Source organism: Kitasatospora sp. NPDC004272 (genome assembly GCF_053603035.1).
Genome location: NZ_JBSGET010000142.1, coordinates 1 through 23,288 on the forward strand (window position 1 = coordinate 1; position 23,288 = coordinate 23,288).

The 23,288-nt window shown below is 74.2% G+C and carries 20 protein-coding genes and 2 riboswitches; of the genes, 12 read left to right on the top strand and 8 right to left on the bottom strand.

The features are described 5' to 3' along the window. A partial coding sequence (locus tag ACWEO5_RS31580; RefSeq protein ID WP_452165583.1) for a hypothetical protein occupies positions 1–237 on the top strand: 237 nt, incomplete at its 5' end. Positions 238–282: 45 nt separating this feature from the next. Here ACWEO5_RS31580 and ACWEO5_RS31585 read toward each other — a convergent pair. Further along, positions 283–1,191 (bottom strand): N-acetyltransferase family protein, encoded by a 909-nt coding sequence (locus ACWEO5_RS31585; RefSeq protein ID WP_452165584.1) that lies wholly within the window; start codon positions 1,189–1,191, stop codon positions 283–285. A 304-nt stretch (positions 1,192–1,495) separates the two neighbouring features. Between ACWEO5_RS31585 and ACWEO5_RS31590 the strand changes: the two genes are divergently transcribed. The 3 genes from ACWEO5_RS31590 to ACWEO5_RS31600 are packed head-to-tail and all read left to right on the top strand — an operon-like array spanning position 1,496 to position 5,063. Beyond that, a complete protein-coding gene (locus tag ACWEO5_RS31590; protein ID WP_452165585.1) occupies positions 1,496–2,854 on the top strand; it encodes a glutamine synthetase family protein in 1,359 nt (452 codons plus the stop codon). Positions 2,855–2,910: 56 nt separating this feature from the next. Beyond that, the gene (locus ACWEO5_RS31595; protein WP_452165586.1) at positions 2,911–4,287 is read left to right on the top strand and encodes an aldehyde dehydrogenase family protein; all 1,377 of its coding nucleotides are present in this window, start codon (positions 2,911–2,913) and stop codon (positions 4,285–4,287) included. After that, positions 4,284–5,063 carry a 3-oxoacyl-ACP reductase gene (locus tag ACWEO5_RS31600; protein WP_452165587.1) on the top strand — a complete coding sequence of 260 codons (780 nt, stop codon included), beginning with the start codon at positions 4,284–4,286 and terminating at the stop codon, positions 5,061–5,063. Before ACWEO5_RS31595 ends, ACWEO5_RS31600 begins: the two co-directional genes overlap by 4 nt. A 69-nt stretch (positions 5,064–5,132) precedes the next feature. Here the strand turns inward: ACWEO5_RS31600 and ACWEO5_RS31605 are convergent, their stop codons facing one another. Further along, a complete protein-coding gene (locus ACWEO5_RS31605; RefSeq protein WP_452165588.1) occupies positions 5,133–5,417 on the bottom strand; it encodes a hypothetical protein in 285 nt (94 codons plus the stop codon). Here ACWEO5_RS31605 and ACWEO5_RS31610 point away from each other — a divergent pair. Then, a complete protein-coding gene (locus ACWEO5_RS31610; protein ID WP_344556743.1) occupies positions 5,404–5,565 on the top strand; it encodes a hypothetical protein in 162 nt (53 codons plus the stop codon). The genes ACWEO5_RS31605 and ACWEO5_RS31610 overlap by 14 nt on opposite strands. A 76-nt stretch (positions 5,566–5,641) precedes the next feature. Here ACWEO5_RS31610 and ACWEO5_RS31615 read toward each other — a convergent pair whose 3' ends face one another. Next, a complete protein-coding gene (locus tag ACWEO5_RS31615; RefSeq protein ID WP_452165589.1) occupies positions 5,642–8,740 on the bottom strand; it encodes a SpoIIE family protein phosphatase in 3,099 nt (1,032 codons plus the stop codon). 135 nt (positions 8,741–8,875) lie between these two features. Here ACWEO5_RS31615 and ACWEO5_RS31620 point away from each other — a divergent pair, with 135 nt between their 5' ends. The 3 genes from ACWEO5_RS31620 (at position 8,876) to ACWEO5_RS31630 (ending at position 12,249) form a co-directional block, all read left to right on the top strand. Further along, positions 8,876–9,823 carry a pseudouridine synthase gene (locus ACWEO5_RS31620; protein WP_452165590.1) on the top strand — a complete coding sequence of 316 codons (948 nt, stop codon included), beginning with the start codon at positions 8,876–8,878 and terminating at the stop codon, positions 9,821–9,823. 208 nt (positions 9,824–10,031) lie between these two features. Continuing rightward, positions 10,032–10,931: an AurF N-oxygenase family protein gene (locus ACWEO5_RS31625; RefSeq protein ID WP_452165591.1), complete on the top strand. Its 900-nt coding sequence runs from the start codon at positions 10,032–10,034 to the stop codon at positions 10,929–10,931. A 154-nt stretch (positions 10,932–11,085) separates the two neighbouring features. Beyond that, positions 11,086–12,249, top strand: coding sequence for a CapA family protein (locus ACWEO5_RS31630; protein ID WP_452165592.1), 1,164 nt, complete (start codon positions 11,086–11,088; stop codon positions 12,247–12,249). 21 nt (positions 12,250–12,270) lie between these two features. Here ACWEO5_RS31630 and ACWEO5_RS31635 read toward each other — a convergent pair whose 3' ends face one another. Then, complete coding sequence (locus ACWEO5_RS31635) at positions 12,271–13,500, bottom strand: transglycosylase family protein (protein ID WP_452165593.1); 1,230 nt, start codon at positions 13,498–13,500, stop codon at positions 12,271–12,273. A gap of 3 nt (positions 13,501–13,503) precedes the next feature. Continuing rightward, a riboswitch (cyclic di-AMP (ydaO/yuaA leader) is annotated at positions 13,504–13,667 on the bottom strand. Positions 13,668–14,172: 505 nt separating this feature from the next. Here ACWEO5_RS31635 and ACWEO5_RS31640 point away from each other — a divergent pair. Beyond that, a complete protein-coding gene (locus ACWEO5_RS31640) occupies positions 14,173–15,501 on the top strand; it encodes an MFS transporter (RefSeq protein WP_452165594.1) in 1,329 nt (442 codons plus the stop codon). A 139-nt stretch (positions 15,502–15,640) separates the two neighbouring features. Here ACWEO5_RS31640 and ppnP read toward each other — a convergent pair whose 3' ends face one another. After that, a complete protein-coding gene (gene ppnP, locus ACWEO5_RS31645; RefSeq protein ID WP_344556752.1) occupies positions 15,641–15,922 on the bottom strand; it encodes a pyrimidine/purine nucleoside phosphorylase in 282 nt (93 codons plus the stop codon). 301 nt (positions 15,923–16,223) lie between these two features. Next, on the bottom strand, positions 16,224–17,672 hold the full coding sequence (locus ACWEO5_RS31650) for a glycine hydroxymethyltransferase (RefSeq protein ID WP_344556753.1): 1,449 nt from the start codon (positions 17,670–17,672) through the stop codon (positions 16,224–16,226). Positions 17,673–17,703: 31 nt separating this feature from the next. Further along, a riboswitch (ZMP/ZTP riboswitch) is annotated at positions 17,704–17,810 on the bottom strand. 136 nt (positions 17,811–17,946) lie between these two features. Here ACWEO5_RS31650 and ACWEO5_RS31655 point away from each other — a divergent pair. Both ACWEO5_RS31655 and atpF read left to right on the top strand, forming a co-directional pair. Next, positions 17,947–18,462 (top strand): DinB family protein, encoded by a 516-nt coding sequence (locus ACWEO5_RS31655; RefSeq protein ID WP_344556754.1) that lies wholly within the window; start codon positions 17,947–17,949, stop codon positions 18,460–18,462. 98 nt (positions 18,463–18,560) lie between these two features. Beyond that, complete coding sequence (atpF, locus tag ACWEO5_RS31660) at positions 18,561–19,052, top strand: F0F1 ATP synthase subunit B (RefSeq protein ID WP_452165595.1); 492 nt, start codon at positions 18,561–18,563, stop codon at positions 19,050–19,052. 87 nt (positions 19,053–19,139) lie between these two features. Here the strand turns inward: atpF and ACWEO5_RS31665 are convergent, their stop codons facing one another. Continuing rightward, complete coding sequence (locus ACWEO5_RS31665; RefSeq protein ID WP_452165596.1) at positions 19,140–20,441, bottom strand: carbohydrate-binding protein; 1,302 nt, start codon at positions 20,439–20,441, stop codon at positions 19,140–19,142. Positions 20,442–20,678: 237 nt separating this feature from the next. After that, entirely contained in the window at positions 20,679–21,386 is a 708-nt protein-coding gene (locus ACWEO5_RS31670) for a TetR family transcriptional regulator (protein ID WP_452165597.1), read from the bottom strand. Positions 21,387–21,702: 316 nt separating this feature from the next. On the opposite strand from ACWEO5_RS31670, the gene ACWEO5_RS31675 reads away from it, so the two are divergent. Beyond that, positions 21,703–23,211, top strand: a complete 1,509-nt coding sequence (locus ACWEO5_RS31675; RefSeq protein ID WP_452165598.1) for an MFS transporter — start codon at positions 21,703–21,705, stop codon at positions 23,209–23,211. Positions 23,212–23,288: the final 77 nt, after the last annotated feature.

A 23,288-nucleotide genomic window follows, 5' to 3' on the forward strand; every position in this document is an offset into this window, starting at 1 on the left:
GCGGGCCCGGCCGCCGCCCGGGCCGCCGTCCTGCTCGCTGGCCTGGCCGCCGCGGGCTGGGCGCTGGCCCGCTGGGCGGTCCAGGGTCTGGCCCGCGGCGGAGCGCCCGACTGGAAGGTCCTGCTCTCCTTCGCCGTCGGCGCGGTCCTGATCGGCGGTGCCACGGCCCGGTGGACCGCCGCCGGGGCCGACGACGCGGGGGCGGCCCCGGGCGGGGTGGTGGAGCGGGCGGGTTGAACCGGCCGCGGGCGGGTTGAACGGGACGCGGGCGGGCTGAACGGGCTACAGGGGCAGCCGGAACTCGACGCAGCGGTGGGTGCTGCGGTAGCCCAGGGCGCGGTTGACCGCCAGCATGCCGGTGTTGTGCTCGGCGGTGTCGGCGAGCAGACCGGTGATCCCGGGGTGCTCGGCCCTGGTCCAGCGGATCGCCTCGGCCTTCATCGCCCGGGCCAGGCCGCGCCTGCGGTGGGCGGGTCGGACGGCGGTGCCGTAGTGCTGGGCGTCACCGCACCGGTCGGCGGGCAGCACCAGTTCGCTGAAGCCGACCAGGTCGCCGGTGGCCTCCTCGGCCACGGCGACGGTGTGCAGCAGTTCGCCCCGGGCGGCGACCGCCCGCGCGGCGGACAGCACCCGGGCCTCGTCCCAGACCACCTGGCCGAAGCCGGTGTCGCCCATCGGCACGTCGTCCATCGCGGTGCGCGAGCGGGTGAAGGCCGGCAGCCACTCCGCGGGGCAGTGGCCGACCCAGGAGACCAACCGGTAGCCGGGCGGGAGTTCGGCCACCGGGCCGGTGCCGTGGGCGGCGGGGTCGGCGGCGGTGCCCTGAGCGGTGCGGCCGGTGGCCAGGTCCAGCCGGGCGAAGTCGAGGACGAGGGCCGGTTCGAAGCCGCGGTCGGAGAGGAAGGCACCGCCCGGGGAGCCCTCGACCGCCCGGGAGAGCAGCGCGCGGCGCCCCTCCGTCCGGGCGGTGGCCAGCGCGGCCGCGAGCAGTGCCGACCCGACCCCGCGCCGCCGTTCGGCCGGGTGGACGTCCAGGGAGAGCTCACCGAGGTGGGCCTGTTCGGGGGAGGTGAACAGCCGCAGGAAGGCGCTGCCGAGCGGGGCGCCGTCCGGGGCGGCGGCCAGCCAGGCGAGGCGGCGGGCGGAGGAGCTTTCGGCGGGATCGACGAGGGGGGTCAGGCGGAAGGTCACGGGTGGCGGACTCCAGGAGAGGTGGGACGGGCGAGCACCCGCCACCGAAGCAGGACGGCCCGCCCCCGGGCAATCGGATTTCCGACCGCGCGCGGAGCGCGGAGAAGCGGGAAGCACGGGCAAGAGGAGCGAGCAGTTCGGCTGATGGCCAGTCATATCTCGTGTACAAGTGATCTTCTGACGGTTTATCAGGTACACACGACACCCGCGCGGACACTGGTGCGCCCGTGCCCGGGGCGGGATCATCGTCGCTGTGGCGGACCGGTCCGCGTGCGGCTGGCCGGGTGGCGGAGGTGGTGGGCGGATGACCGGGACACGGCTCACGGTGGAGCGGCTGCGGGAACTGGTGGCCGGGGGCGAGGTGGAGACGGTCGTGCTGGCCGTCACCGACATGCAGGGCCGACTGCAGGGCAAGCGCCTGGACGCCGGGTACTTCCTGGCCGAGGTGCTGGCCGACGGCGCCGAGGGCTGCGGGTACCTGCTGGCGGTGGACGTGGAGATGAACACGGTGGACGGCTACACCGTCTCCTCCTGGGAGAGCGGCTACGGGGACCTGGTCTTCGCCCCGGACCCGGCCACCCTGCGGATGGTGCCCTGGCACCCGGCCACCGCCATGGTCCAGTGCGACCTCGCCCACCACGACGGCACCCAGGTGGCGGTCTCGCCCCGCCAGGTGCTGCGCCGCCAGTTGGAACGGCTGGCCGGCTACGGCTGGCGCGCGTACGTGGGCACCGAGCTGGAGTTCATGGTGTTCCGGGACAGCTACGAGCGGGCCTGGGAGAAGCACTACCAGGACCTCACGCCCGTCAACCAGTACAACGTCGACTACTCGATCCTCGGCACCGCCCGGATCGAACCGCTGCTGCGCCGCCTGCGCACCGGTATGGCCGGGGCCGGGCTGACGGTGGAGTCCGCGAAGGGCGAGTGCAACCTCGGGCAGCACGAGATCGCGTTCCGCTACGCCGACGCGCTGACCACCTGCGACGACCACGCCGTCTACAAGACCGGCGCGAAGGAGATCGCCGCGCAGGAGGGCGTCAGCCTCACCTTCATGGCCAAGTACGACCAGCGCGAGGGCAACTCCTGCCACGTGCACCTGAGCCTGCGCGACGAGCGCGGCCGCCCGGTGTTCCCCGGCGAGGGCGCGCACGGCTTCTCCCGGACGATGGAGCACTTCCTCGCCGGGCAGCTCGCCTGCCTCGACCAGTTCGCGCTGCTGCTCGCCCCGACCGTCAACTCGTACAAGCGCTACGTGCCGGGCAGCTTCGCCCCCACCGCGATCGCCTGGGGCCGCGACAACCGGACGTGCGCGCTGCGGGTGGTCGGGCAGGGGGCCTCGCTGCGGTTCGAGAACCGGGTGCCCGGCGGCGACGTCAACCCCTACCTGGCGGTGGCCGCGCTGATCGCCGCCGGGCTGCACGGGGTGGAGCACCAACTGCCGCTGGAGGACGAGTTCACCGGCAACGCCTACGCCTCCGACGCGCCCCGGGTGCCCGCGGCGCTGCGCGAGGCCGTCGACCGGTTCGAGCGCAGCGAGGCCGCCACGGTGGCCTTCGGCAAGGACGTCGTCCGGCACTACGCCCACGCCGGCCGGGTCGAACTCGCCGCCTACGGCGCCGCGGTGACCGACTGGGAGCGCCGCCGCGGCTTCGAGCGGCTGTGACACCAGCACGAGTACGAGCACGAGCAGGACCCGAGCACGAGCGCGAGGAGGAGCAGGTGCCCGAGGAACCCGACCGGTACCGGGTGGTCAACCCCGCCACCGAGGAGGTGATCGCCACCGTCGACCTGGCCGACCCGGCCGCCACCGACGCGGCGATCGCCCGGGCCGCGGCCGCCTTCGAGGGCTGGCGGAAGGTGGCGCCCGGCGACCGGGCCCGGCTGCTGCGCCGCTTCGCCGCCGAAGTGGACGCCGAACGCGAGCAGCTGGCCCTCCTGGAGGTCGCCAACGCCGGGCACACCATCGGCAACGCCCGCTGGGAGGCGGGCAACGCCCGCGACGTCATCGAGTACTACGCGGGCGCCCCCGAGCGGCTGTTCGGCCGACAGATCCCGGTCGCCGGCGGCCTCGACGTCACCTTCCACGAACCGCTCGGCGTGGTCGGCGTGATCGTCCCGTGGAACTTCCCGCTGCCGATCGCCGCCTGGGCGCTGGCCCCCGCGCTGGCCGCGGGGAACACCGTCATCGTCAAACCCGCCGAGCTCACCCCGCTCACCGCACTGCGGCTGGCCGAACTCGCCCTGCGCGCGGGCCTGCCCGAGGGCGTGCTGCAGGTGCTCCCCGGCCGCGGCCCGGTGGTCGGGCAGCGCTTCGTCACCCACCCCGGCGTCCGCAAGGTGGTGTTCACCGGCTCCACCGCCGTCGGGAAATCCGTGATGGCGGGCTGCGCCGCCCAGGTCAAGCCCGTCACGCTCGAACTCGGCGGCAAGAGCGCCAACATCGTCTTCGCCGACGCCGACCTCGACAAGGCCGCCGCCACCGCCCCGTACGCCGTCTTCGACAACGCCGGGCAGGACTGCTGCGCGCGCTCCCGGATCCTGGTCGAGGCGAGCGTGTACGAGGAGTTCCTGGAGCGGCTGGAGCGCGCCGTCCGGGGCGTGCGGGTCGGCGACCCGGCGGACGAGAAGACCGAGATGGGGCCGCTGATCTCGGCCGCGCACCGGGCCCGGGTCGCCTCCTACGTGGACGGCGACACCGAGGTGGCGTTCCGCGGCAGCGCGCCCGAGGGGCCCGGCTTCTGGTGCCCGCCGACGGTGCTGGCGCCGATCGCCCCCGACCACCGGGCGTTCACCGAGGAGGTGTTCGGCCCGGTGGTCGCCGTGGTCCCCTTCCGCGGCGAGAGCGACGCGGTGCGGATCGCCAACGCCACCGAGTACGGCCTGTCCGGTTCGATCTGGACGCGCGACGTGGGCCGGGCGCTGCGGGTGGCCCGGGCGGTGGAGGCGGGCAACCTGTCCGTCAACTCGCACTCCTCGGTGCGCTACTGGACGCCGTTCGGCGGCTTCAAACAGTCCGGCCTGGGCCGCGAACTCGGACCGGACGCCCTGCACGCCTTCACCGAGATCAAGAACGTCTTCATCGCCACGGAGGAATGAGCCACATGAGCAAGCGACTTGAGGGCCGGGTGGCGGTCGTCACCGGCGCGGGCAGCGGCATCGGCCTGGCCACGGTGCGCCGCTTCGCCGCCGAGGGGGCGAAGGTGGTGTGCGCCGACATCGACGAGGAGAGCGGCGCCAAGGCCGCCAACGAGGCCGGCGGCCTGTTCGTGCGCACCGACGTCACCGACGAGGAGCAGGTCCGGGCGCTGTTCGACACCGCCGTCGAGCGCTACGGCAGCCTCGACGTGGCGTTCAACAACGCGGGCATCTCCCCGCCCGACGACGACTCGATCCTGGTCACCGGCCTGGAGGCGTGGAAGCGCGTCCAGGACGTCAACCTGACCTCGGTGTACCTGTGCTGCAAGTACGCGATCGGCCACATGCGGCGGCAGGGCAGGGGCTCGATCATCAACACCGCGTCCTTCGTGGCGGTGATGGGCGCCGCCACCTCGCAGATCTCCTACAGCGCGTCCAAGGGCGGCGTGCTGGCGATGAGCCGTGAGCTGGGCGTGGAGTTCGCCCGCGAGGGCATCCGGGTCAACGCGCTGTGCCCGGGGCCGGTCAACACCCCGCTGCTGCGGGAGCTGTTCGCCGAGGACCCGGAGCGCGCCGCCCGCCGGCTGGTGCACATCCCGCTCGGCCGGTTCGCCGAACCCGAGGAGATCGCCGCCGCGGTGGCCTTCCTGGCCAGCGACGACTCGTCCTTCATGACCGCCAACACCTTCCTGGTGGACGGCGGCATCTCCGGCGCGTACGTCACCCCGCTCCCGTAGCGGACGCGACGGCCGGGCGGGTCCGCGCGGACCCGCCCGGCCGCGCACTCCTACCGGGTCACCGGGTGGTCAGTGCGAGGAGAACGCGTCGCCGCCCACCGCGAGGGCGTCGCCGCCGTTGCCCAGTGCGTCGCCGCCGACGGCCAGCGCGGAGCCGCTGAGCGCCTCGGCGTCCCCGCCGACCGCGCCCGCGTCGCCGCCCTGGGCCGCCGCGTCGCCGCCGACGGCCAGCGCCCCGTGCGGGTGCATGTGGTGGTGGTGGTGGGAGTGGGCGGAGGCGGTGCCCGCCGCGCCGAGCAGGGCGAGACCGGTGAGGAGGGTGGCGGTGGTGACCTTGGCCATGCTGGAACGCATCGAGTTCTCCATGCTCGGCGCCCAACGCCGTGGCGTCGGACGCGGGTTGCTGCCGGACGCGACGATCATCGGCGGCCGCGGGCCCGCACCGCACGCCGCGGGCCGGGCAGTCACCCGGCCGGGGCAAGAGCACCGCCGCGACGGGTGAGCGCGGTACCGCCGGATGCCGTACCGGGTGACGCGCAGGGTTGACGGGCTTGCACCGCAGGGGAGTTGGCTCCGCGTCAGTACGACGATCGGACCGGCAGCTCCATCTCGAACCAGACCACCTTGCCGTCCCGGGTCGCCCGGCTGCCCCAGCGGTGCGCCAACTCGTTGATCAGCAGCATCCCGCGCCCGCCCTCGTCGTGCTCGCCCACCGGCCGCAGCCGCGGCTCCCGGCTGTCCGCGTCCGACACCTCCACCGTCAGCAGCGCCCCCCGGAACAGCCGCAGCTGCAGCGGCGAACCGGCGTGCAGCACCGCGTTGGCCAGCAGCTCCCCGGTCAGCAGCACCACCGGCTCCACCAGCGAGGTCAGCCCCCAGCCGGTCAGCGTCCGCCGGGTGAACTCCCGGGCGTGCCGCAGCAGCGCCGGATCGCCGGACAACGCCAGCGTCGCCAGCCGGTCCGCACCGACCGGCCCGGAGTGCGCCATGATCACCGCCACGTCGTCCTGCCCCAGCGTCGACCCGAACGCCCCCAGCACCGCGTCGCAGCCCTGCTCCAGGGTCGGCTGACGGTGCGTCACCGTCTCGCGCAGCAGCTCCAGCCCCTCGTCCAGGTCCTGCCCGCGCCGCTCCACCAGCCCGTCGGTGTACAGCACCAGCAGCCCGTCCTCGTGCAGCGGGAAGCGCACCGACTCGAACGGCACCCCGCCGACGCCCAGCGGCGCCCCCGGCGGCGGCTCCACCAGCCGGGCCCGGCCGTCCCGGTCGGAGAGCACCGGCGGCAGGTGGCCCGCCGAGGCCAGGACGCACTCCTCGTCGACCGGGTCGAACACCGCGCACACGCAGGTCGCGAACTGGCCCTCGCCCAGCTGCGCGGTCGCCTCGTCCAGCCGCCGCAGCACCCGCGCCGGATCGAGGTCCAGCGTCACCAGCGTCCGCGCCACCGTCCGCAGCTGGCCCATCGTGGCGGCCGCCCGGATGCCGTGCCCCATCACGTCGCCGACGATCAGCGCCACCCGGCCGCCGGTCAGCGGCACCACGTCGAACCAGTCACCGCCGATCTCGTCGCCCACCGTCGAGGGCAGGTACCGGTGCGCGACCTCCAGCCCCGGCGTGCCGTGCACGTCCTGCGGCAGCAGGCTGCGCTGCAGGGTCAGCGCGGTGTCCCGCTCCCGCCGGTACAGCCGGGCGTTGTCGATGCACACCGCCGCCCGGGCCGCCAGCTCCTCGCCCAGCGCCCGGTCCGCCGGGGTGAACGGCTCCGGGTTCGCCAGCCGCACGAACTCCACCCCGCCCAGCACCTGGCCGCGTGCCAGCAGCGGCACCATCAGGTACGAGTGGATCCCGGCGTCCAGGCCCGGCTGGACCCGCTCCGGGTGGGTGACGATCCGGCGCAGCTCGAACTCGTCGACGTGCGGGACCAGCACCGACCGGCCGGTGCGCATCGCCCGGGCGTACAGCTTGGCCGAGTGCGTGGTCTCCCCGACCTGGTCCGCCGCTCCGGTCAGCAGGGTGCCCTCCTCCCGCTCGCCCACCGCGATCGCGCGCAGCGCCACCGAGCCCGAGTCCGGCACCGGCTCCGGGTCCTCGCCGGTCAGCACCGCCTCGCGGATGTCCACCGTCACGAAGTCCGCGAACCGGGGGATCACCACGTCCACCAGCTCCCGCGCGGTGATCGCCAGGTCCAGCGTGGTGCCGATCCGGGTGGACGCCTCGTTCAGCAGCGCCAGCCGCTGCTGCGCGGCCTCCGCCGCCTCCAGCGCCCGCTGCCGCTGCTCGGCCGCGTCCCGCTCCCGGGTGTACAGCAGCGCGTTGTCGATCGACACCGCCGCCCGGGCCGCCAGCTCGCTCGCCAATGCCAGGTCCGTCCGGTCGTACGGCGCCGCGCTCCGGGAGCGGAAGAAGGTGGCCGTGCCGATCGCCGCCCCGCGGGCGATCAGCGGCACCACCATCAGCGAGTGCACCCCCTGGGCCCGGATCGCCCCGCCGCGCACCGGGTCGTCCGCGAACCAGCTCATCGCGGCGCCGTCCGTGCGCGGCACCAGCACCGGCCGGCCGTGCGACAGCGCCCACGCGTACGGCGTGCTCGGGTGCAGCCGCTGCACCGAGCCCACCGGCGCGATCGGGGTCATCCCGCTGTCCGGGACGGTGTGGAACGCCATCCGGCGCAGCACCGCGGTCCGGTCCGCCCGGCCGGGCAGCACGGCCGACTCGCCCCGCACCAGGCCGTCCAGCACCTCCACCACCACGGTGTCGGCCAGGCTCGGCGCGGCGGTCTCGGCCAGTTCCCGGGCCGTGGTGGCCAGGTCCAGCGTGGTGCCGATCCGGGTGGACGCCTCGTTCAGCAGCGCCAGCCGCTGCTGGGCGGCCTCGGCGGCGCTCTCCGCCTCGAAGCGGTCGGTGATGTCCACGACCGTGGTGCACACGCCGAGCACCGTGCCGTCCGGCTGCTCCAGCCGGAAGGTCGACACCGACCAGGCGTGCTCGCGCTCCGGGTCGGCCGCCGTCCGGCCGTGCGTCCGCAGGTCCACCAGCGGCCGGCCGTCGGCCAGGATGCGGCGCATCGTCGCCTCGGCGGTCCGCCCGTTGATCCCCGGCAGCACCTCGGACAGCCGCCGCCCCAGGTGCCGGGAGACCGGCAGCCCGTTGATCCGGGCCAGCGCCTCGTTCAGCCGGACGAAGCGCAGCTCGGTGTCGAAGACCCCCATGCCCACCGGCGACTGCGTGAAGAACCCGTCCAGCACCGCCAGGTCCGCCGCCAGCCGGCGCACCTCGCTGACGTCCGAGGCCACCGCCAGCACCATCGGCGAGCCGTCGCGGTCGAACACCGGGAAGGTCCGGAAGTCGAGCCGCACCAGGTGGCCGTCCCGGTGCCGCACCGGGAACACCCCCGCCCAGGCGCGGCCGCTCAGGATCCGGCCGAACAGCTCCAGCGCCTCCGGGCGCCGCTCCGGGCCCACCAGGATGTCCGCCGCGCGGGTCCCCACCGCCCGCTCCGCCGGGAAGCCGAGCAGGGCTTCCGCGTCCGGGCTCCAGTGCAGGATCCGGCCGTCCGCCGCGATCAGCGCCGTCGCCACCGGGATCGACAGCAGGCCGTCCGGTACCGGCGCGCCGCCCGCCGGATGCGGGGAGGCGGGGCGGAAGCGGGGGATCGTGCGCTGTTCGTCGGTGTCCATCTGGCCACCTGCCGTTCCGGGGGCGGTCACCGCCCTGCCATCGTCGCACGGCGGGCCGCCCACGCCCATACGGGTGACCTCCCGCTAGGGTGGTCCGGATGGACACCCGTCGGACGAACCCCCGGGCGGCGCGCGGTGGTGCGTAGGAAACCCGCCCCGGTCGGCCCGCTGCCGCAGCGCGACGGCATCGACCCCGTGCACGTCAGACTTCCGCCGGACGGGCCCTGGCCGACGGTCCGCGCCTACCTGGAGGAGCGCTACGGCGCCGCCGCCGGAGACGGACGGATCGCGGCCATGCTCGCGGCGGGCGAGTTCGTCGCCGCCGACGGGCCGGTCACCGCCGGGACGCCCTACCGGCCGGGCGGCCACGTCTGGTTCCACCGCGAACCCGGCCCGCCCGAACCCGTGGTGCCCTTCCCCGTCGAGGTCCTGCAGCGCGACGAGCGCATCGTGGTCGCCGACAAGCCGCACTTCCTCGCCACCACCCCGCGCGGCAGCCACGCCACCGAGACCGCCCTCGCCCGGCTGCGCCGCGACCTCGGCCTGCCCCGGCTCAGCCCCGCCCACCGCCTGGACCGGCTCACCGCGGGGGTGGTCCTGTTCGTCGCCGACCCCGCGCTGCGCGGCGCCTACCAGGGCCTGTTCGAGCGCCGCGAGGCCGTCAAGGAGTACGAGGCGGTCGCCCGGTACGAGCCGGCCGCGGCGGCCCGGCTGCCCACCGTGGTGCGCAGCCGGATCCGCAAGGACCGCGGCCGACTCGACGCCTACGAGGAGCCCGGCGAGCCCAACGCGGAGAGCCGGGTCGAGCTGGCCGAGGCCCGCGGCGGCCTGGGCCGCTACCGGCTCGCCCCGCGCACCGGCCGCACCCACCAGCTGCGGGTGCACATGAACGGGCTCGGCCTGCCGATCCTGGGCGACCCGCTCTACCCCGAGGTGCTGGCCGGGGACGCCCCCGAGGACTACCGGCGCCCGCTCCAGCTGCTGGCGCGCTCGCTGGAGTTCACCGACCCGGTGGACGGGCAGCGGCGGCGCTTCACCAGCGGACGGGAGCTGGCGGCCTGGCAGGACCCGGCGGGCTGGTAGGACCCGGCGGGCTGGTAGGGGGGATCGGCCGGCCCGGAGGGGCTGTGGCAGGCCCGCCGGGCCGAGCGGGGGCGGGGACCGGTGGGAGCCCGGCGGGGCGGCTCGGGCCGCTCTGCGCGCGGTGTATTGACGGAAAGTCTAATAACTTCTACCTTCGCGGCAGTGCCACCACTCCACCCTCTCCGCCCCCCACCGCGAAGGAGCCGGCATGCCGCCCCAGCCCGCCCGCACCGCCCCCGACCGGGAGCGCACCGCCGAACGCCTGCTCGCCTCCTCCGCGAAGCTCTCGTTCAACCCCCTCACCGACGTCGACTGGGACGCCGACCCCGTCCCCGGCGCCTACTACTGCCCGCCCCGGCACCTCTCCCTCTACGGCACCCCCCTCTGGGAGCGGATGACCGAAGAACAGCGGATCGAACTCTCCAAGCACGAGGTCGCCTCCATCGCCAGCGTCGGCATCTGGTTCGAGGAGATCCTCATGCAGATGCTGCTGCGCCACGCCTTCGACCGGGACCCGACCAGCAACCACGTCCAGTACGCGCTGACCGAGATCGCCGACGAGTGCCGGCACTCGATCATGTTCGCCCGCATGATCGCCAAGATGGGCGCCCCCGCGTACGGCGCCGGGTTCGTCGCGCACAACCTCGGCCGGCTGTTCAAGGCGATCTCCACCCACAGCCAGACCTTCGGCGGCACCATGTACGTCGAGGAGATCCTGGACGCCTTCCAGCGCGAGGTGATGAACGACGACACCCTCCAGCCGCTCACCCGCCAGGTCTCCCGGATCCACGTCATCGAGGAGTCCCGGCACATCAGCTACGCCCGCGAGGAGCTCGTCCGCAAGCGCCTGGGCCCGGTCCGCCGCCGGTACGAGCAGCTGTTCATCGGACTGATCGTCTACTACGCCACCACCGCGCTGATCCACCCCCGGCTCTACGCCGCCGTCGGCATCGACCCCGAGGTCGGCAGGGCGGCCGCCCGGGCCAACCCGCGCTGGCGGGCCACCAAGACCGAGATGGCCCAGAAGGTCGTCTCGGTGCTCGACCGGGCCGGACTGGTCGGCCGCACCAACCGCTGGCTGCTGCGCGCCGCCGGGGTGGTGGCCTGAGCGGACGGGGCTCCACGCCCCCGCCGGTCCGGTGCGGGGCGGCCGGGTCCGCCCCGGAGGTGCGATCGTGATCGTTCGGTGTCGATGTTGGACTTCCGGTGTTCGGGCGACGCGGATAAAGTGCGTCGTCACCGAACCACCGGGGGGTCCGTTCATGCACCGCGCCACGGCCGGCACGGCCGCCGCCATCGTCCTGCTGCTCAGCACCGTCGCCGGGTGCGGCGGACCGGAACCCTCCGCGGACCGGGCCGCCACCGGCCCTGCCACCGGCGCCGCGGCCCCGGCGTCCGCGACGCCGGCACCGACGGCCGCCGCGTCCACCGGACCGGCCCCGGGGGAGTCGCAGGGGAGCACCCCGGCGAGCCCCGGTACGGGCGGCAGCATCACGGTCGCCTTCGCGGGAGACGTCCACTTCGAGGGCCGCACCGCCTCCCGGCTCGGAGCGGGCAAGGCCGACACCGCCCTCGGCCCGATCTCCGCGACGCTCTCCGCCGCCGACCTGGCGGTGCTCAACCTGGAGACCGCCATCACCGGCCGCGGCAAGGCCGAACCCAAGACCTACACCTTCCGCACCACCCCCAAGGCGCTCGACGCGCTCAAGGACGCCGGTGTCGACGTGGTCTCCCAGGCCAACAACCACGCCGTCGACTTCGGCCCCGACGGCCTCGCCGACACCCTCGCCGCCAAGGCCGCCTCCCCGATCCCGGTGGTCGGCATCGGCAAGGACGCCGAGGAGGCGTACGCCCCGTACGTCGCCACCGTGCGCGGCGTGAAGGTCGCCGTGCTGGGGGCCAGCCAGGTCAACGAGATCACCAACCAGAAGTGGCGGGCCGGCGCCCACAAGCCGGGCATCGCCTCCGCCCTCGACGAGACCGCGCTGCTGCGCGCCGTCACCGCGGCGAAGGCGCAGGCACCGGTGGTCCTGGTCTACCTGCACTGGGGCGACGAGGGCGTGGCCTGCCCGACCCGCGCGCAGAGCGCCCTCGCCAAGAAGCTCGCCGACGCCGGGGCGACCGCCGTGGTCGGCACCCACGCCCACACCATGCTCGGCGCGGGCATGCTCGGCAAGACCTACGTGGCGTACGGCTTCGGCAACTTCCTCTGGTACGGCACCTCGAACTACACCGCCTCCGACGAGACCGGCGTCACCACGCTCACCGTCACCGCCGACGGCCGCGTCACCGGCGAGACCTTCACCCCCGCCCACATCGACGGCCGGGGCGTGCCCGTCCCGCAGAGCGGGAACGCCGCGAAGGCCGCCCAGCAGCGCCGCGACGGCCTGCGCGGCTGCACCGGGCTGGCCGCCGTCCCGAAGTGACGGCGGCCGGCCCGGAGTCGGTCAGCCCAGGTCGAGCACCTGGCCCGGACGGATCAGGTCCGGGTTCTCGCCGACCACCTGCTGGTTGGACCTGTAGAGCTCGGACCAGCCACCGCCCAGCGCGTGCTCGCGGGCGATGGCGGCCAGGGTGTCGCCGGTGGTGACGGTGTACGGCTGCGCGGACGCGGCCGCCGCCGGGGCCGCCGGTGCGGCCGGATCCGGGGCGGTCGACGCGGCCGGGTCCGGAGCCGTCGGTGCGGCCGGGTCCGGAGCCGGGGTTGCCGACGCGGCGGACGCGTCCGGGGCCGCCGTGCTGCCGGTGGGCGAGGGGGCGGGGGTGGTGCCGGTGGTGCCGGAGGAGTCGGCGCTGCCGGACGGGCTGGGCGACGGGGTGACCGGGAGGGTGGGGACCAGGCCGGTCCCGTTGCCGCCGTTCCCGTTCCCGTTGCTGCCGTCGGTGGGCGTGCCCGGGCCGGGCGTGGCGGTCGGGTCGGTGGGCGGCAGCGGGGTGCCGGGGGCGGCCGACGGGGTGCCCGGCGCGGTCGGGGCGTCCGTGGCCGGGGCGTCCGGGGCGGGGCCGGTCGGGGCGGGGGCGCTCGGCTGCGGCTGGGGGTGCGTCAGCTGCAGGTAACGCTCGTACAGGCTCTGGTGGCTGGTCCAGAACCAGGCGCCGTTCTTCTCGTACCAGTACACGTGCGAGACCGGGTCGTAGCCGGGCAGGCCGGAGAACACCGGCGCGGTGTTCCCGCTCGGGACGGTGCTGCCGTCCGGGGCGGCGTTGACCGCCGCGATGCCGCGGGCGCCGCGCAGCGAACCCGTCTCGTCGGCCGAGTCGTTGTCGTCGACGACGCCCGGCGCGGTGGCGGTGCTCAGGCCCGCCTCGTCCACGCACGAGGACCAGGGCGAGGGGCCCTCGGTGGCCAGGATGCGTTCGGCGACGGCGATCTGCTGGCTGCGGGTGGCCCCGTTCGGCAGCGGGGCGAACTGGGTGCCGCCGTAGTCCGTCCAGCGCTGGGCGTTGATCTGCAGGCCGCCGTAGAGGCCGTTGCCCGCGTCGGAGCCCCAGTTCCCTCCGCTTTCGCACTCGGCGACCCGGTCCCAGACCGCGCTGGGGGCGGCGTGCGCGCCGGTCACGGCGAGCAGCGGCAGGGCGATGCCGACGCCGGCCACGCCGGCCACCGCGATCGCGCGCTCGGCTGCCTTCTCCGCCGGACCCTGCCGACGGTGACGTCCCGAACCCGTGAAGAGCATGCGAGATCCTCTCCGCACGCCTGCGAGGTGAGCTGTCGGGTTCGGACCGGGAGGGAGGCCCGGCCGCCGCGTCCGGTCACCCGGTGCGGACGGCTTCACCCCTAGCCGTGGGGGACGGCAACAATCGTGGTTCCCCCGCCCCTGTCCAAGGGTGGTGGTGGTCGACCCGACGGCGCGGCGGACAGGGCTCGGCGTTCTCGCGCGCGGGGCCCGGTGGTGCGGGCTGGGAGGAGCCTATTCACTCGAACGCGGCAATCACAAGCGCGTCGCGCCCGGATCACGCCTTCGTCACGCCGGTTCCCGCGTGGTGAGTGGACGACCTGTTGACGATGTCTCGGGCCGGAGGCGGAGTCGGCCGGGGGCGGGAGGTCGACGGACCGGCTGGAGAAGTGTGGCCGATCGCTGGGATTGGGGGGAAGGCGAACGGGGAAGGCCGACGCACCGGTTGGGTGACAGAGGCAGGCAATTGGTGACAAGTCGCTTGCAGGGTAAGGAAGTTCGGTGAAATCGGGGCATTGTCCGTGTTGCGGATAAATCACGCGACAGGGGGTGCGCGGGCTTCCTACGATCGCCCTGCTCGCCGTCCCGTGCGGCGGGTGCGCTGCTCCGGTCCGTCGGGCTCGTCGGGTCCGTCGGGTGGGCCGGGAGCGCCGGATTCGTCGAGGAGGTCCCGTGCGCGTTCCGATCCCCGAAGTGCTCCGCACCGAGCGCCAGTTCGCCCGGCTGTTCGTCGGGCAGTCGCTGTCGGTCCTGGGGGACCGGGTCTCGTTCGTGGCGCTGCCCTTCGCGGTGCTGGCGATCGGCGGCTCGGCCGCGGACGTCGGCCTGGTCACGGCTGCCGGGCTGCTCCCGCTGCTGGTGTTCACACTGGCCGGGGGCGTCTGGGCGGACCGGATACCGCGGCAGCGCATCATGCTGGCCTCCGACCTGGTGCGCTGCGCCGTCCAGGCGGCCGCCGCCGTGCTGCTGCTCACCGGCACCGCCCGGGTCGGGACGCTGGCGCTGCTGATGGCGCTGTTCGGCGTCGCGGACGCCTTCTTCCTCCCGGCCTCCACCGGGCTGCTGCCCCTGCTCGTCCCCGCCGACCGGCTGCGCGAGGCGAACGCGCTGCGCGGGTTCGTGCAATCGACGTCGCTGGTGGTCGGACCCGCGCTGGCCGGGGTGCTGATCGCGGCGGTCGGGCCCGGCGGTGCGCTGGCGGTGGACGCCGCGAGTTTCGCCGCCAGCGCCGCCGTGCTGGCCCGGCTGGGGCCGGCCGGCGGGGCGGCACCCGACGAGGCGGACGGGGCGGGTGCCGCCGACCCGGAGCGGGCCGAGCGGGCCGAGCGGCCCGGTTTCCTGGCCGAACTGCGGGTCGGCTGGCAGCAGGTGCGCAGCCGGACGTGGGTGTGGTCGGGGATGCTGGCGATAGCGGTCTACCACGTGGTGGTGCTGCCCTCGGTGTTCGTGCTCGGGCCGGTGCTGGCGGAGCGCGAATGGGGCGGTGCCGGCGCGTGGGCCGTGGTGGTCATCGCCTTCGGCCTCGGCGCGATCCTGGGAGACGTCTGCGCCTACCGCCTGAAACCCGCCCGCCCGATGGCCGTCGCCGCGGTGGCGATGGCGGTGGCCTCCTGCCAGGCGCTGGTCATCGGGTCCGGCGCGCCGGTCTGGGTGATCGCCGCGCTGGAGGCGGTCACCGGAGTCGGAGTCTCCCTGTTCTTCGTGCTCTGGGAGACCCTGCTCCAGGTGCACATACCGGAGCGGGTGCTCTCCCGGGTCAGCTCCTACGACCACCTGATCTCCGTGGCCCTGATGCCGCTCGGCCTGGTGCTGGCCGGTCCGCTCTCCGACGGCCTCGGCGTGCGGCCCGCCCTGTTCGGGATGACCGCCCTCGCCGTCCCGGCCGCGCTCGCCCTGCTCGCCCTCCCCGCCGTCCGCCGGCTGCCCGCGAGCCCGCCGGGCGGGGGCGACGCGGTCCCCGGACCCCGGGGGCCCGTGCCGGAGGCGGTGACGGGCGCATGACCCCGCCCGTGGATCCAGTGGTCCGCGGAACAGCGGAACAGCGGAACAGCGGGCAGCGGTGCGAAGTAGCGGAGGAGCAGGGGACGGGAGAGGAGGGAGGCCCGCCCCGCCGGCGCCTTCGGCCAGTGGGGCTACGGGGTCAGCGGTACTCGCAGAGGTACGCCGTGTCGATCGAGACCTGGAGCTGGAACTTGCTGTCACCCGGAACGGAGAACCGCTCGCCGGCGGAGAAGGTCTGCCACTCCTCGGCGCCCGGGAGCTTGACGGTCAGCGCGCCGCTGACCACGTGCATGACCTCCGGCGCGGCGGTGCCGAACTCGTACTCGCCGGGGGCCATCACGCCCACGGTGGCCGGGCCGTCGGCCGAGGTGAAGGCGACCGACTTGACCGTGCCGTCGAAGTATTCGTTGACCTTGAGCATGCGCGTTCTCCTGCGGAAGGTGTGCGGAACGGCGGCCGGGGCGTCGCGCGCCCGGCCGCGGCGGGGGCGAGCCTATCGGCGCGGGCCGTCCGGTGGTCGCGGGTGTCCGCTGGTTGGTCACCGGCCGGCGGCGGCCCCCGGCGGGGGGTGGAACGCGGCGCGCAGGGCGGTGGGTTCGCCGTTCCCGGCCTTGGGCGCACCGGCGCCAGGCGGGGCAGCCGGGGCAGGCGGAGGCCCGGCCCGCGGGGGTGGCGGCGGGCCGGGCCCGGGGCGTCCGGACGGGGACGCCGGGGAGGGAGGATCAGCCGAGCGCGATGCCCGGGTAGAGCGGGTGGTCGGCGAGCAGGTCGACCGCGCGCTTGGCGACGGAGTCGCGGACGGCCCCGTCCAGCGCGTACTGCGCCTTGGAGGAGCCGACCGGGGTGGTCGCCGTCAGCACGGTGTGGATCAGCTCGGCGACCTCGTCCAGCTCCGCCGCGCCCAGCCCGCGGGTGGTCAGCGCGGGCGTGCCGAGCCGGATGCCGGAGGTGTACCAGGCGCCGTTCGGGTCCTGCGGCACGGCGTTGCGGTTGGTGACGATGCCGGAGTCCAGCAGCGCCGCCTCCGCCTGACGGCCGGTCAGGCCGTACGAGGAGACGTCCGCCAGCACCAGGTGGTTGTCGGTACCGCCGGTCACCAGCGTGGCGCCGCGCGCCAGCAGGCCCTCGGCGAGCGCCCGGGCGTTGTCGACCACCTGCCGGGCGTACACCTGGAACTCGGGGCGGCGGGCCTCGGCGAACGCCACCGCCTTCGCCGCCATCACGTGCGACAGCGGGCCGCCGAGCACCAGCGGGCAGCCCCGGTCGACGTGCTCGGCCAGTTCCGAGGTGCACAGCACCATGCCGCCGCGCGGGCCGCGCAGCGACTTGTGCGTGGTGGTGGTGACGATCTGGGCGTGCGCCACCGGGTCGAAGTCCCCGGTCAGCACCTTGCCCGCGACCAGGCCCGCGAAGTGCGCCATGTCGACCATCAGGGTCGCGCCGACCTCGTCCGCGATCTCCCGCATCCGGCGGAAGTTCACCAGCCGCGGGTACGCCGAGTACCCGGCGACCAGGATCAGCGGCTTGAACTCCAGGGCGATCCGCCGCACCTCGTCGTAGTCGACCAGGCCGGTGGCCGGGTCCGTCCCGTAGCTGCGCTGGTCGAACATCTTGCCCGAGATGTTCGGCCGGAAGCCGTGGGTGAGGTGGCCGCCCGCGTCCAGCGACATGCCCAGCATCCGCTGGTTGCCCAGCTCGCGGCGCAGCTCGGCCCAGTCCTGCTCGCTCAGGTCGTTGACGTTGCGCACGCCGGCGCGCCGCAGCGCCGGGCTCTCCACCCGCTGCGAGAGCACCGCCCAGAACGCCACCAGGTTGGCGTCGATCCCGGAGTGCGGCTGCACGTACGCGTGCTCCGCGCCGAACAGCTCGCGGGCGTGCTCGGCCGCCAGCTCCTCCACGGTGTCCACGTTGCGGCAGCCCGCGTAGAAGCGGCGGCCCGGCGTGCCCTCCGCGTACTTGTCACTCAGCCAGTTGCCCATCGCCAGCAGCACGGCGGGCGAGGCGTAGTTCTCGCTGGCGATCAGCTTCAGCGAGGCGCGCTGGTCGGTCAGCTCCCCGGAGATCGCCGCGGCGATCCGGGGCTCGACGGCGCGCACCACGTCCAGGGCGCTGCGGAAGGCGGTGTCGGCGGCGGGGCTGCCGAAGGTGTGGGCGGACACGGACTCGACCACGGGCGGTCTCCTCGTAGTACGGAACGACGATTCGGACGGCCCAGGCGCACGGCGACAGCACGCGGTGCCCGGGGGCACCGCACGGAGCCGCTTCCCGATGGTGACTTCCATCCCAGCGCGCCAGTCACGGCTCACCGCGATGCTACCAACCGGCGGGCCGGCACCGGGAGGGGGTCCGGGAGGGGGCCCGGGAGGGGGTCCGCGGAGGAGGGCGGAGGGTGCGTGGGAGAAATCCCCTGGTGCGCCGGGGGCGGGCGTCGGCATGATCGGGCACATGACATGGACCGTCCCCGCCACCACCCGTACCGGCGGCTCGCTCACCGCGCCCGAGACCGAGCTGCTGCCGGACTACCTCGCCTGGCACCGCGCCACCTTCCTGCACAAGTGCGCCGGCCTGACCGGCGAACAGCTCGCGCTGCGCCCGCTGCCCGCGAGTTCGCTCTCGCTGCTCGGGCTGATGCGCCACCTGGCCAAGGTGGAGCGGACGTGGTTCCGGATCCGCTACGCCGCCCAGGACGTCCCGCCGCTGCACGCGGTGGAGGGCCACAAGGACGCCGACTTCGACCTGCTGGAGCCGGAGCGGGCCGAGCAGGAGTACCTGGCGCTGCTGGAGGAGCAGCGGCTCGCCGACCTGGCGGTGGCCGGGGCCGGGCTGGACGAGCAACTGGCCGCGTACGGGGAGGAGATGTCCCTGCGGATGACGTACCTGCACGTCATCACCGAGTACGCCCGCCACAACGGCCACGCCGACCTGCTGCGCGAGCACACCGACGGGGTGACCGGCGGCTGAACGGGGAGGCTCCGGCGGGCGAAGTCCCCTGCCGGGCAGGGGAGCTGAAGCGGACCCCGATCGAACGGATCGTCAGATGAGCGGATAGCATACTGAGTATGGGACCTCTCGAACCGAACGTGCCCGAGCTGATCCTCGGACTGATCGTCTTCTTCGCCCTCTTCTGGGCGCTCGGCAAGGTGCTGCTGCCCCGCATCGAACGCACCCTCGCCGAACGCCACGACAAGACCGACGGCGGGATCGCCCGCGCGGAGGCGGCCCGGGCCGAGGCGGAACGCATCCGCCAGGAGTTCCAGGCCGAACTCGCCGCCGCCCGGCACGAGGCCGCCGCCATCCGGCAGACCGCCGCCGAGGAGGGCGCGGCCCTGGTCGCCGCCCTGCGGGCGGAGGCGCTGCAGCAGCGCGAGCGGCTGGTGGCCGAGGCGCAGGTGCAGCTGGCCGCGGACAAGGTGCTGGCCGAGGCCGAACTGCGCGAGGACGTCATCAAGCTGGCGTCCGAGCTGGCCTCCCGGGTGGTCGGCGAACCGCTCGGCGACCTGCCCTCCACCCGCGCCGTCACGGAGGAGTTCCGCAACCGCACCGAGGTCTGACACCCCGCCGGGGGGAGAGCGGACGGGCCGCCCGGTCCCGAGCGCGAGGCTCGTGGACCGGGCGGCCCGCCCGTTCGCGCGGGTGGCTCAGGAGCACGGGCCGTCGTCGGCCCACACCCCCCACTGGCCGCTGGCGGACGGGTTCTCGTTCAGGGTCCACCACTTGGCGTGGTAGTTGTGGCCGCCGTAGCTGGCCTTGTCGTTCGCCACGTAGGTGGTGGAGGCGGACCAGGCCGGGCTGCAGGTGCCGGTGCCGGTGCTCGGGGAGGAGCTGGTCCCGGTGCTCGGCGAGGTGCTGCTGCTCGGCGACGGGGAGGTGGTGGGCGGGGTCGCGCCGGCGAACTTCACGGTGTACTTGGTGAAGTCCCAGTCGTTCTGGGCCACGCTGGAGCAGGCGCCGGACAGGCCGGGGTCGACCGTGCCGGGGCACTGCCGGTCGCGGTTGACGGACCAGTAGGTGTACCGGGCCAGCTTGTGCGCGGTGGCGAAGTCCAGCACGGTCTGGAAGTCCGCCTGCCTGAAGTACTCGGCGGCGTCGGTGCGGCCGTTCATCATCGACACGCCCTCGTGGGCGTACGCGGTGGCCTCGTTCCAGCCGAAGGTGCTCTGCAGGAGCTGGTTGAACTTCACCAGCGCGTCGGTCTGCGCCGAGGCCCCGCTGAAGCCGCCGTCGAACGGCATGATCGAGTAGTTGTTCGGGGTGAAGCCCTGGGACTTCGCCTCCAGCAGCATCTGGGTGCCGAACCAGCCGGTGCCGGCGTTGGTGCCCGCGGTGGTGATGGAGATGTAGATGCCCGGGTTGTTCTGCTGCAGGATCCGGGCCGCGCCGATCTCGTTGTGGATGGCGGCGGTGTTCTCGTACTCCGGCTCCTCCAGGTCGAAGTCGATCGCCTTGAGGTTGTACTTGGTGACGACCTTCTGGTACGCCGCGGCGGTCGCCTCCGGGGTGCCGCAGGTCTGGCCGAGCTTGGTGCCGCCGTAGCCGCCCACCGACACCGAGACGTCGCCGCCCTTGTTGCGGATGGTCTGGATCACGGCCGGCATCGTGGTGTCGGTGTCGATCGAGGAGGTGCCGCCCCAGGACGGGCTGCAGGTGTTGCCCTGGGCCAGGATGAAGGCCAGCTGGAACGCCTTCTGGCCGGTGGCGTCCATCACGGCGGCGGCGTCCGGCGGGCTGTTGTCCTCCGGCATCAGGTACGGCGCGGAGGCGTACCAGTTGGAGCCGAGCCCGGCCGTGGTCGCGGCGTTGGCCGGGCCGGAGGCGGCGACCGCCGAGACGGCGCCGGCCAGCAGGCCGAACACGGACAGGGCGACTGCGGCGGAGCGCCTGGTGCGGCGGGTCCGGGCCGGGGCGGTGGCGGGGGTGCGTGGGGGAAGTGCGCGTTCCATCGAGGACCTCTCCAGGAGGCGGCGAGGACGGCGGCCCGGACGCGCGGCAGGTGGGGGTGCGCGGCCGGGTCAACGGTCGGGTGCCTAGCCGAGGTTGACGTGACTGCCACTGGTATAGACCTGTGTGGGGTCGCCGTCAACCCTTGCCGCCGCACTCCGGGAGGCCCGTTCCAGGGTGCGGTCAAATCGCGGCAAAGCACTGGTCAAAGCGGGTGCGGCGGGCTCGCTGACGGCCCGTCAGGCGGCGGGCAGGTAGGACTCCAGGCCGCGCAGGAACACCTCGATCTTGAAGGCGTAGCGCTCGTCGCCCTCGCCGGTCACCATGGTGTCCGCCATCCGCTGCAGATTCGGGAAGCGGTCGGCCGGGAGCGCCAGCAGGAAGCCGTGCAGCTGGCCGAAGTACTCGCCGATGTCCGTCCCGCGGGCGATCCGCTCCGCGTACACCGACGCCTCGTACGCGTCGGTGTCGATCAGCTGGCCGAGCCCGTCCAGCGCCCAGGCGGCGACCTGGGGCGGCAGGCCGACCCGGAGCAGCAGGTCGAGCAGGAACTCGGTGATCCCCAACTGGCTCTCGCCCAGCGGGATGCTGCCCAGCGAGACCAGCGACACGTCCCGGTGGGAGGTCAGCACCCGCTGCGCCTCGAAGCAGATCTCGGTGATCTGCTCCTTCCAGCGCTCGGGCTCCGGCCGGAGCGGCATCCGGATCTCCGAGACCACCCGCTCCAGCACCAGGTCGAGCAGCTCCTCCTTGTTGGAGACGTGCGCGTAGAGCGAGGCGGGGCCGGTGCCCAGCTCCTGGGCGACCCGGCGCATCGTCACCCCGGACAGGCCCTCGGCGTCCAGCACCCGCACCGCGGTCTCCACGATCAGCGAGCGGCTGAGCGGCTGCCGCGGCTCCGCCTTGCGGGGCTTGTGCCACGGGATCTCGGGCATCCGCGCGGACATCTGGTCACCTGCTTTCGCTGGACGTTCCGTCGGCGATCATCGTACTCCGGGCGAACGCCGTTCGACGGGTGTGCGAAGCGCCGCCGCCCGGGGTCGGCTCGGTGTGGGCCGGGGCCGGGCGGCGGGCCAGGGGGCGGGCAGGCGGGGGCGGGTCGGGGCCGGGGTGGGGGACGGGTCGGGGTCGGGTCGGGGAGAAGTCAGGGGAAATCCGTTTGACGGGAACGCCGCTCGACTCGTAGAACGGTGTTCGTCCAAGGAAACACCGTTCAATCGCGCGGCCCCCGTCCTCCGCGCCTGGTAGCAAACAGGAGCTGTCATGACCGACGCGGTCGGCCCCACCACCGCGGCGCCGCCCTCCGGCGCCGCCGCCGAACCCTACCGCTGGCGCTGGGTCGCGCTGTTCGTCATCCTCGCCGCCGAGGTGATGGACCTGCTGGACTCGCTGGTGACCAACATCGCCGCCCCCGCGATCCGGGCGGACATCGGCGGCGGCGAGTCCACCATCCAGTGGCTCGGCGCGGCGTACACGCTGGCGATGGCCATCGGCCTGATCACCGGTGGTCGGCTGGGCGACATCTTCGGCCGCCGCCGGATGTTCATGATCGGCGCGGCCGGGTTCACCCTCGGCTCGCTGGCCTGCGGCCTGGCCCAGGAGCCCTGGCAGCTGGTCGCCGCGCGGGTGCTGCAGGGCCTGCTGGGCGCGGTGATGCTGCCGCAGGGCCTGGGCATCATGAAGGAGATCTTCTCGCCCAAGGAGCAGGGCGCGGCCTTCGGCATGTTCGGCCCGGTGATGGGCCTGTCGACGGTCGGCGGCCCGATCCTGGCCGGCTGGCTGGTCGACGCCGACCTGGCGGGCACCGGCTGGCGGATGATCTTCCTGATCAACATCCCGCTCGGCGTGTTCGCCTTCGTCGGCGGCCGGGTCTTCCTGCCCGCCCGGGATCAGGGCCGGACCGTCCGGCTCGACCTGCTGGGCGCGCTGCTGGCCGCCGTCGGCGCGGCCGCGGTCATCTACCCGCTGGTCCAGGGCCGCGAGCACGACTGGCCGCTGTGGGCGTTCGCGCTGCTGGCGGTGGGCGTGGCGCTGTTCGGCCTGTTCGGCTGGTACGAGGCCCGCCGCAAGGCGTCCGGGGCCGACCCGCTGGTCGAGCCCAGCCTGTTCGCCAAGCGCGGCTTCAGCGGCGGCATGGCGCTCGGCCTGGTCTTCTTCACCGCGATGACCGGCTTCTGGCTGACGTTCAGCCTGTACACCCAGCTCGGCCTGCACTACAGCGCCTTCAAGTCCGGCCTGACGGGCATCCCGTCCTCGATCGGCATGGTGATCGCGTTCGTCGCCTCCCAGGCGCTGCAGAAGTACGGCCGCAAGGTGATGCACGTGGGCCTGGTGGTGATGCTGGCCGGCGTGCTGGGCCTGATGTACACCCTGCACAGCCAGGGCGCGGCGGTCACGCCGTGGCAGATGGTGCCCGCGCTGGCGGTCAGCGGTCTGGGCATGGGCCTGGTGATGGCCCCGTTCTTCGGCATGGTGCTGGCCTCGGTGGAGCCGCACGAGACCGGCTCGGCCTCGGGCACGCTGACCTCGGTGCAGCAGCTCGGCGCGGCCCTGGGAAGCGCGATCCTGGGCACCGTCTTCTTCGAGAGCCTGAAGAGCTCGGGCTTCGCCGACGCCGAGCAGGTCACCCTGTGGGCCGAGGCGGGCCTGCTGGTGGTGGTCTTCGCGGCGATCTTCCTGCTGCCGATGCACGGCCGCCCCGAGCACGAGGGCGCCGAGGAGGGCGGCCCCGAGGGCGCGCTCCGCACGGCGGACGAGCACCAGCCCGCCTGACGCCCGGACGGGCCGGCGGCCCGGAGCACCGTGCTCCGGGGCACCGAAGAGCACACCACTGAACGCCCGGCACAACC

Excerpts from the sequence above, each read along its gene's own strand:
- ACWEO5_RS31590 (WP_452165585.1), top strand. The coding sequence starts at position 1,496 with ATGACCGGGACACGGCTCACGGTGGAGCGGCTGCGGGAACTGGTGGCC.
- ACWEO5_RS31600 (WP_452165587.1), top strand. The coding sequence starts at position 4,284 with ATGAGCCACATGAGCAAGCGACTTGAGGGCCGGGTGGCGGTCGTCACC.
- ACWEO5_RS31610 (WP_344556743.1), top strand. The coding sequence starts at position 5,404 with ATGCTGGAACGCATCGAGTTCTCCATGCTCGGCGCCCAACGCCGTGGC.
- ACWEO5_RS31605 (WP_452165588.1), bottom strand. The coding sequence starts at position 5,417 with ATGCGTTCCAGCATGGCCAAGGTCACCACCGCCACCCTCCTCACCGGT.
- ACWEO5_RS31615 (WP_452165589.1), bottom strand. The coding sequence starts at position 8,740 with ATGGACACCGACGAACAGCGCACGATCCCCCGCTTCCGCCCCGCCTCC.
- ACWEO5_RS31625 (WP_452165591.1), top strand. The coding sequence starts at position 10,032 with ATGCCGCCCCAGCCCGCCCGCACCGCCCCCGACCGGGAGCGCACCGCC.
- ACWEO5_RS31630 (WP_452165592.1), top strand. The coding sequence starts at position 11,086 with ATGCACCGCGCCACGGCCGGCACGGCCGCCGCCATCGTCCTGCTGCTC.
- ACWEO5_RS31635 (WP_452165593.1), bottom strand. The coding sequence starts at position 13,500 with ATGCTCTTCACGGGTTCGGGACGTCACCGTCGGCAGGGTCCGGCGGAG.
- ppnP (WP_344556752.1), bottom strand. The coding sequence starts at position 15,922 with ATGCTCAAGGTCAACGAATACTTCGACGGCACGGTCAAGTCGGTCGCC.
- ACWEO5_RS31655 (WP_344556754.1), top strand. The coding sequence starts at position 17,947 with ATGACATGGACCGTCCCCGCCACCACCCGTACCGGCGGCTCGCTCACC.
- atpF (WP_452165595.1), top strand. The coding sequence starts at position 18,561 with ATGGGACCTCTCGAACCGAACGTGCCCGAGCTGATCCTCGGACTGATC.
- ACWEO5_RS31665 (WP_452165596.1), bottom strand. The coding sequence starts at position 20,441 with ATGGAACGCGCACTTCCCCCACGCACCCCCGCCACCGCCCCGGCCCGG.
- ACWEO5_RS31670 (WP_452165597.1), bottom strand. The coding sequence starts at position 21,386 with ATGTCCGCGCGGATGCCCGAGATCCCGTGGCACAAGCCCCGCAAGGCG.
- ACWEO5_RS31675 (WP_452165598.1), top strand. The coding sequence starts at position 21,703 with ATGACCGACGCGGTCGGCCCCACCACCGCGGCGCCGCCCTCCGGCGCC.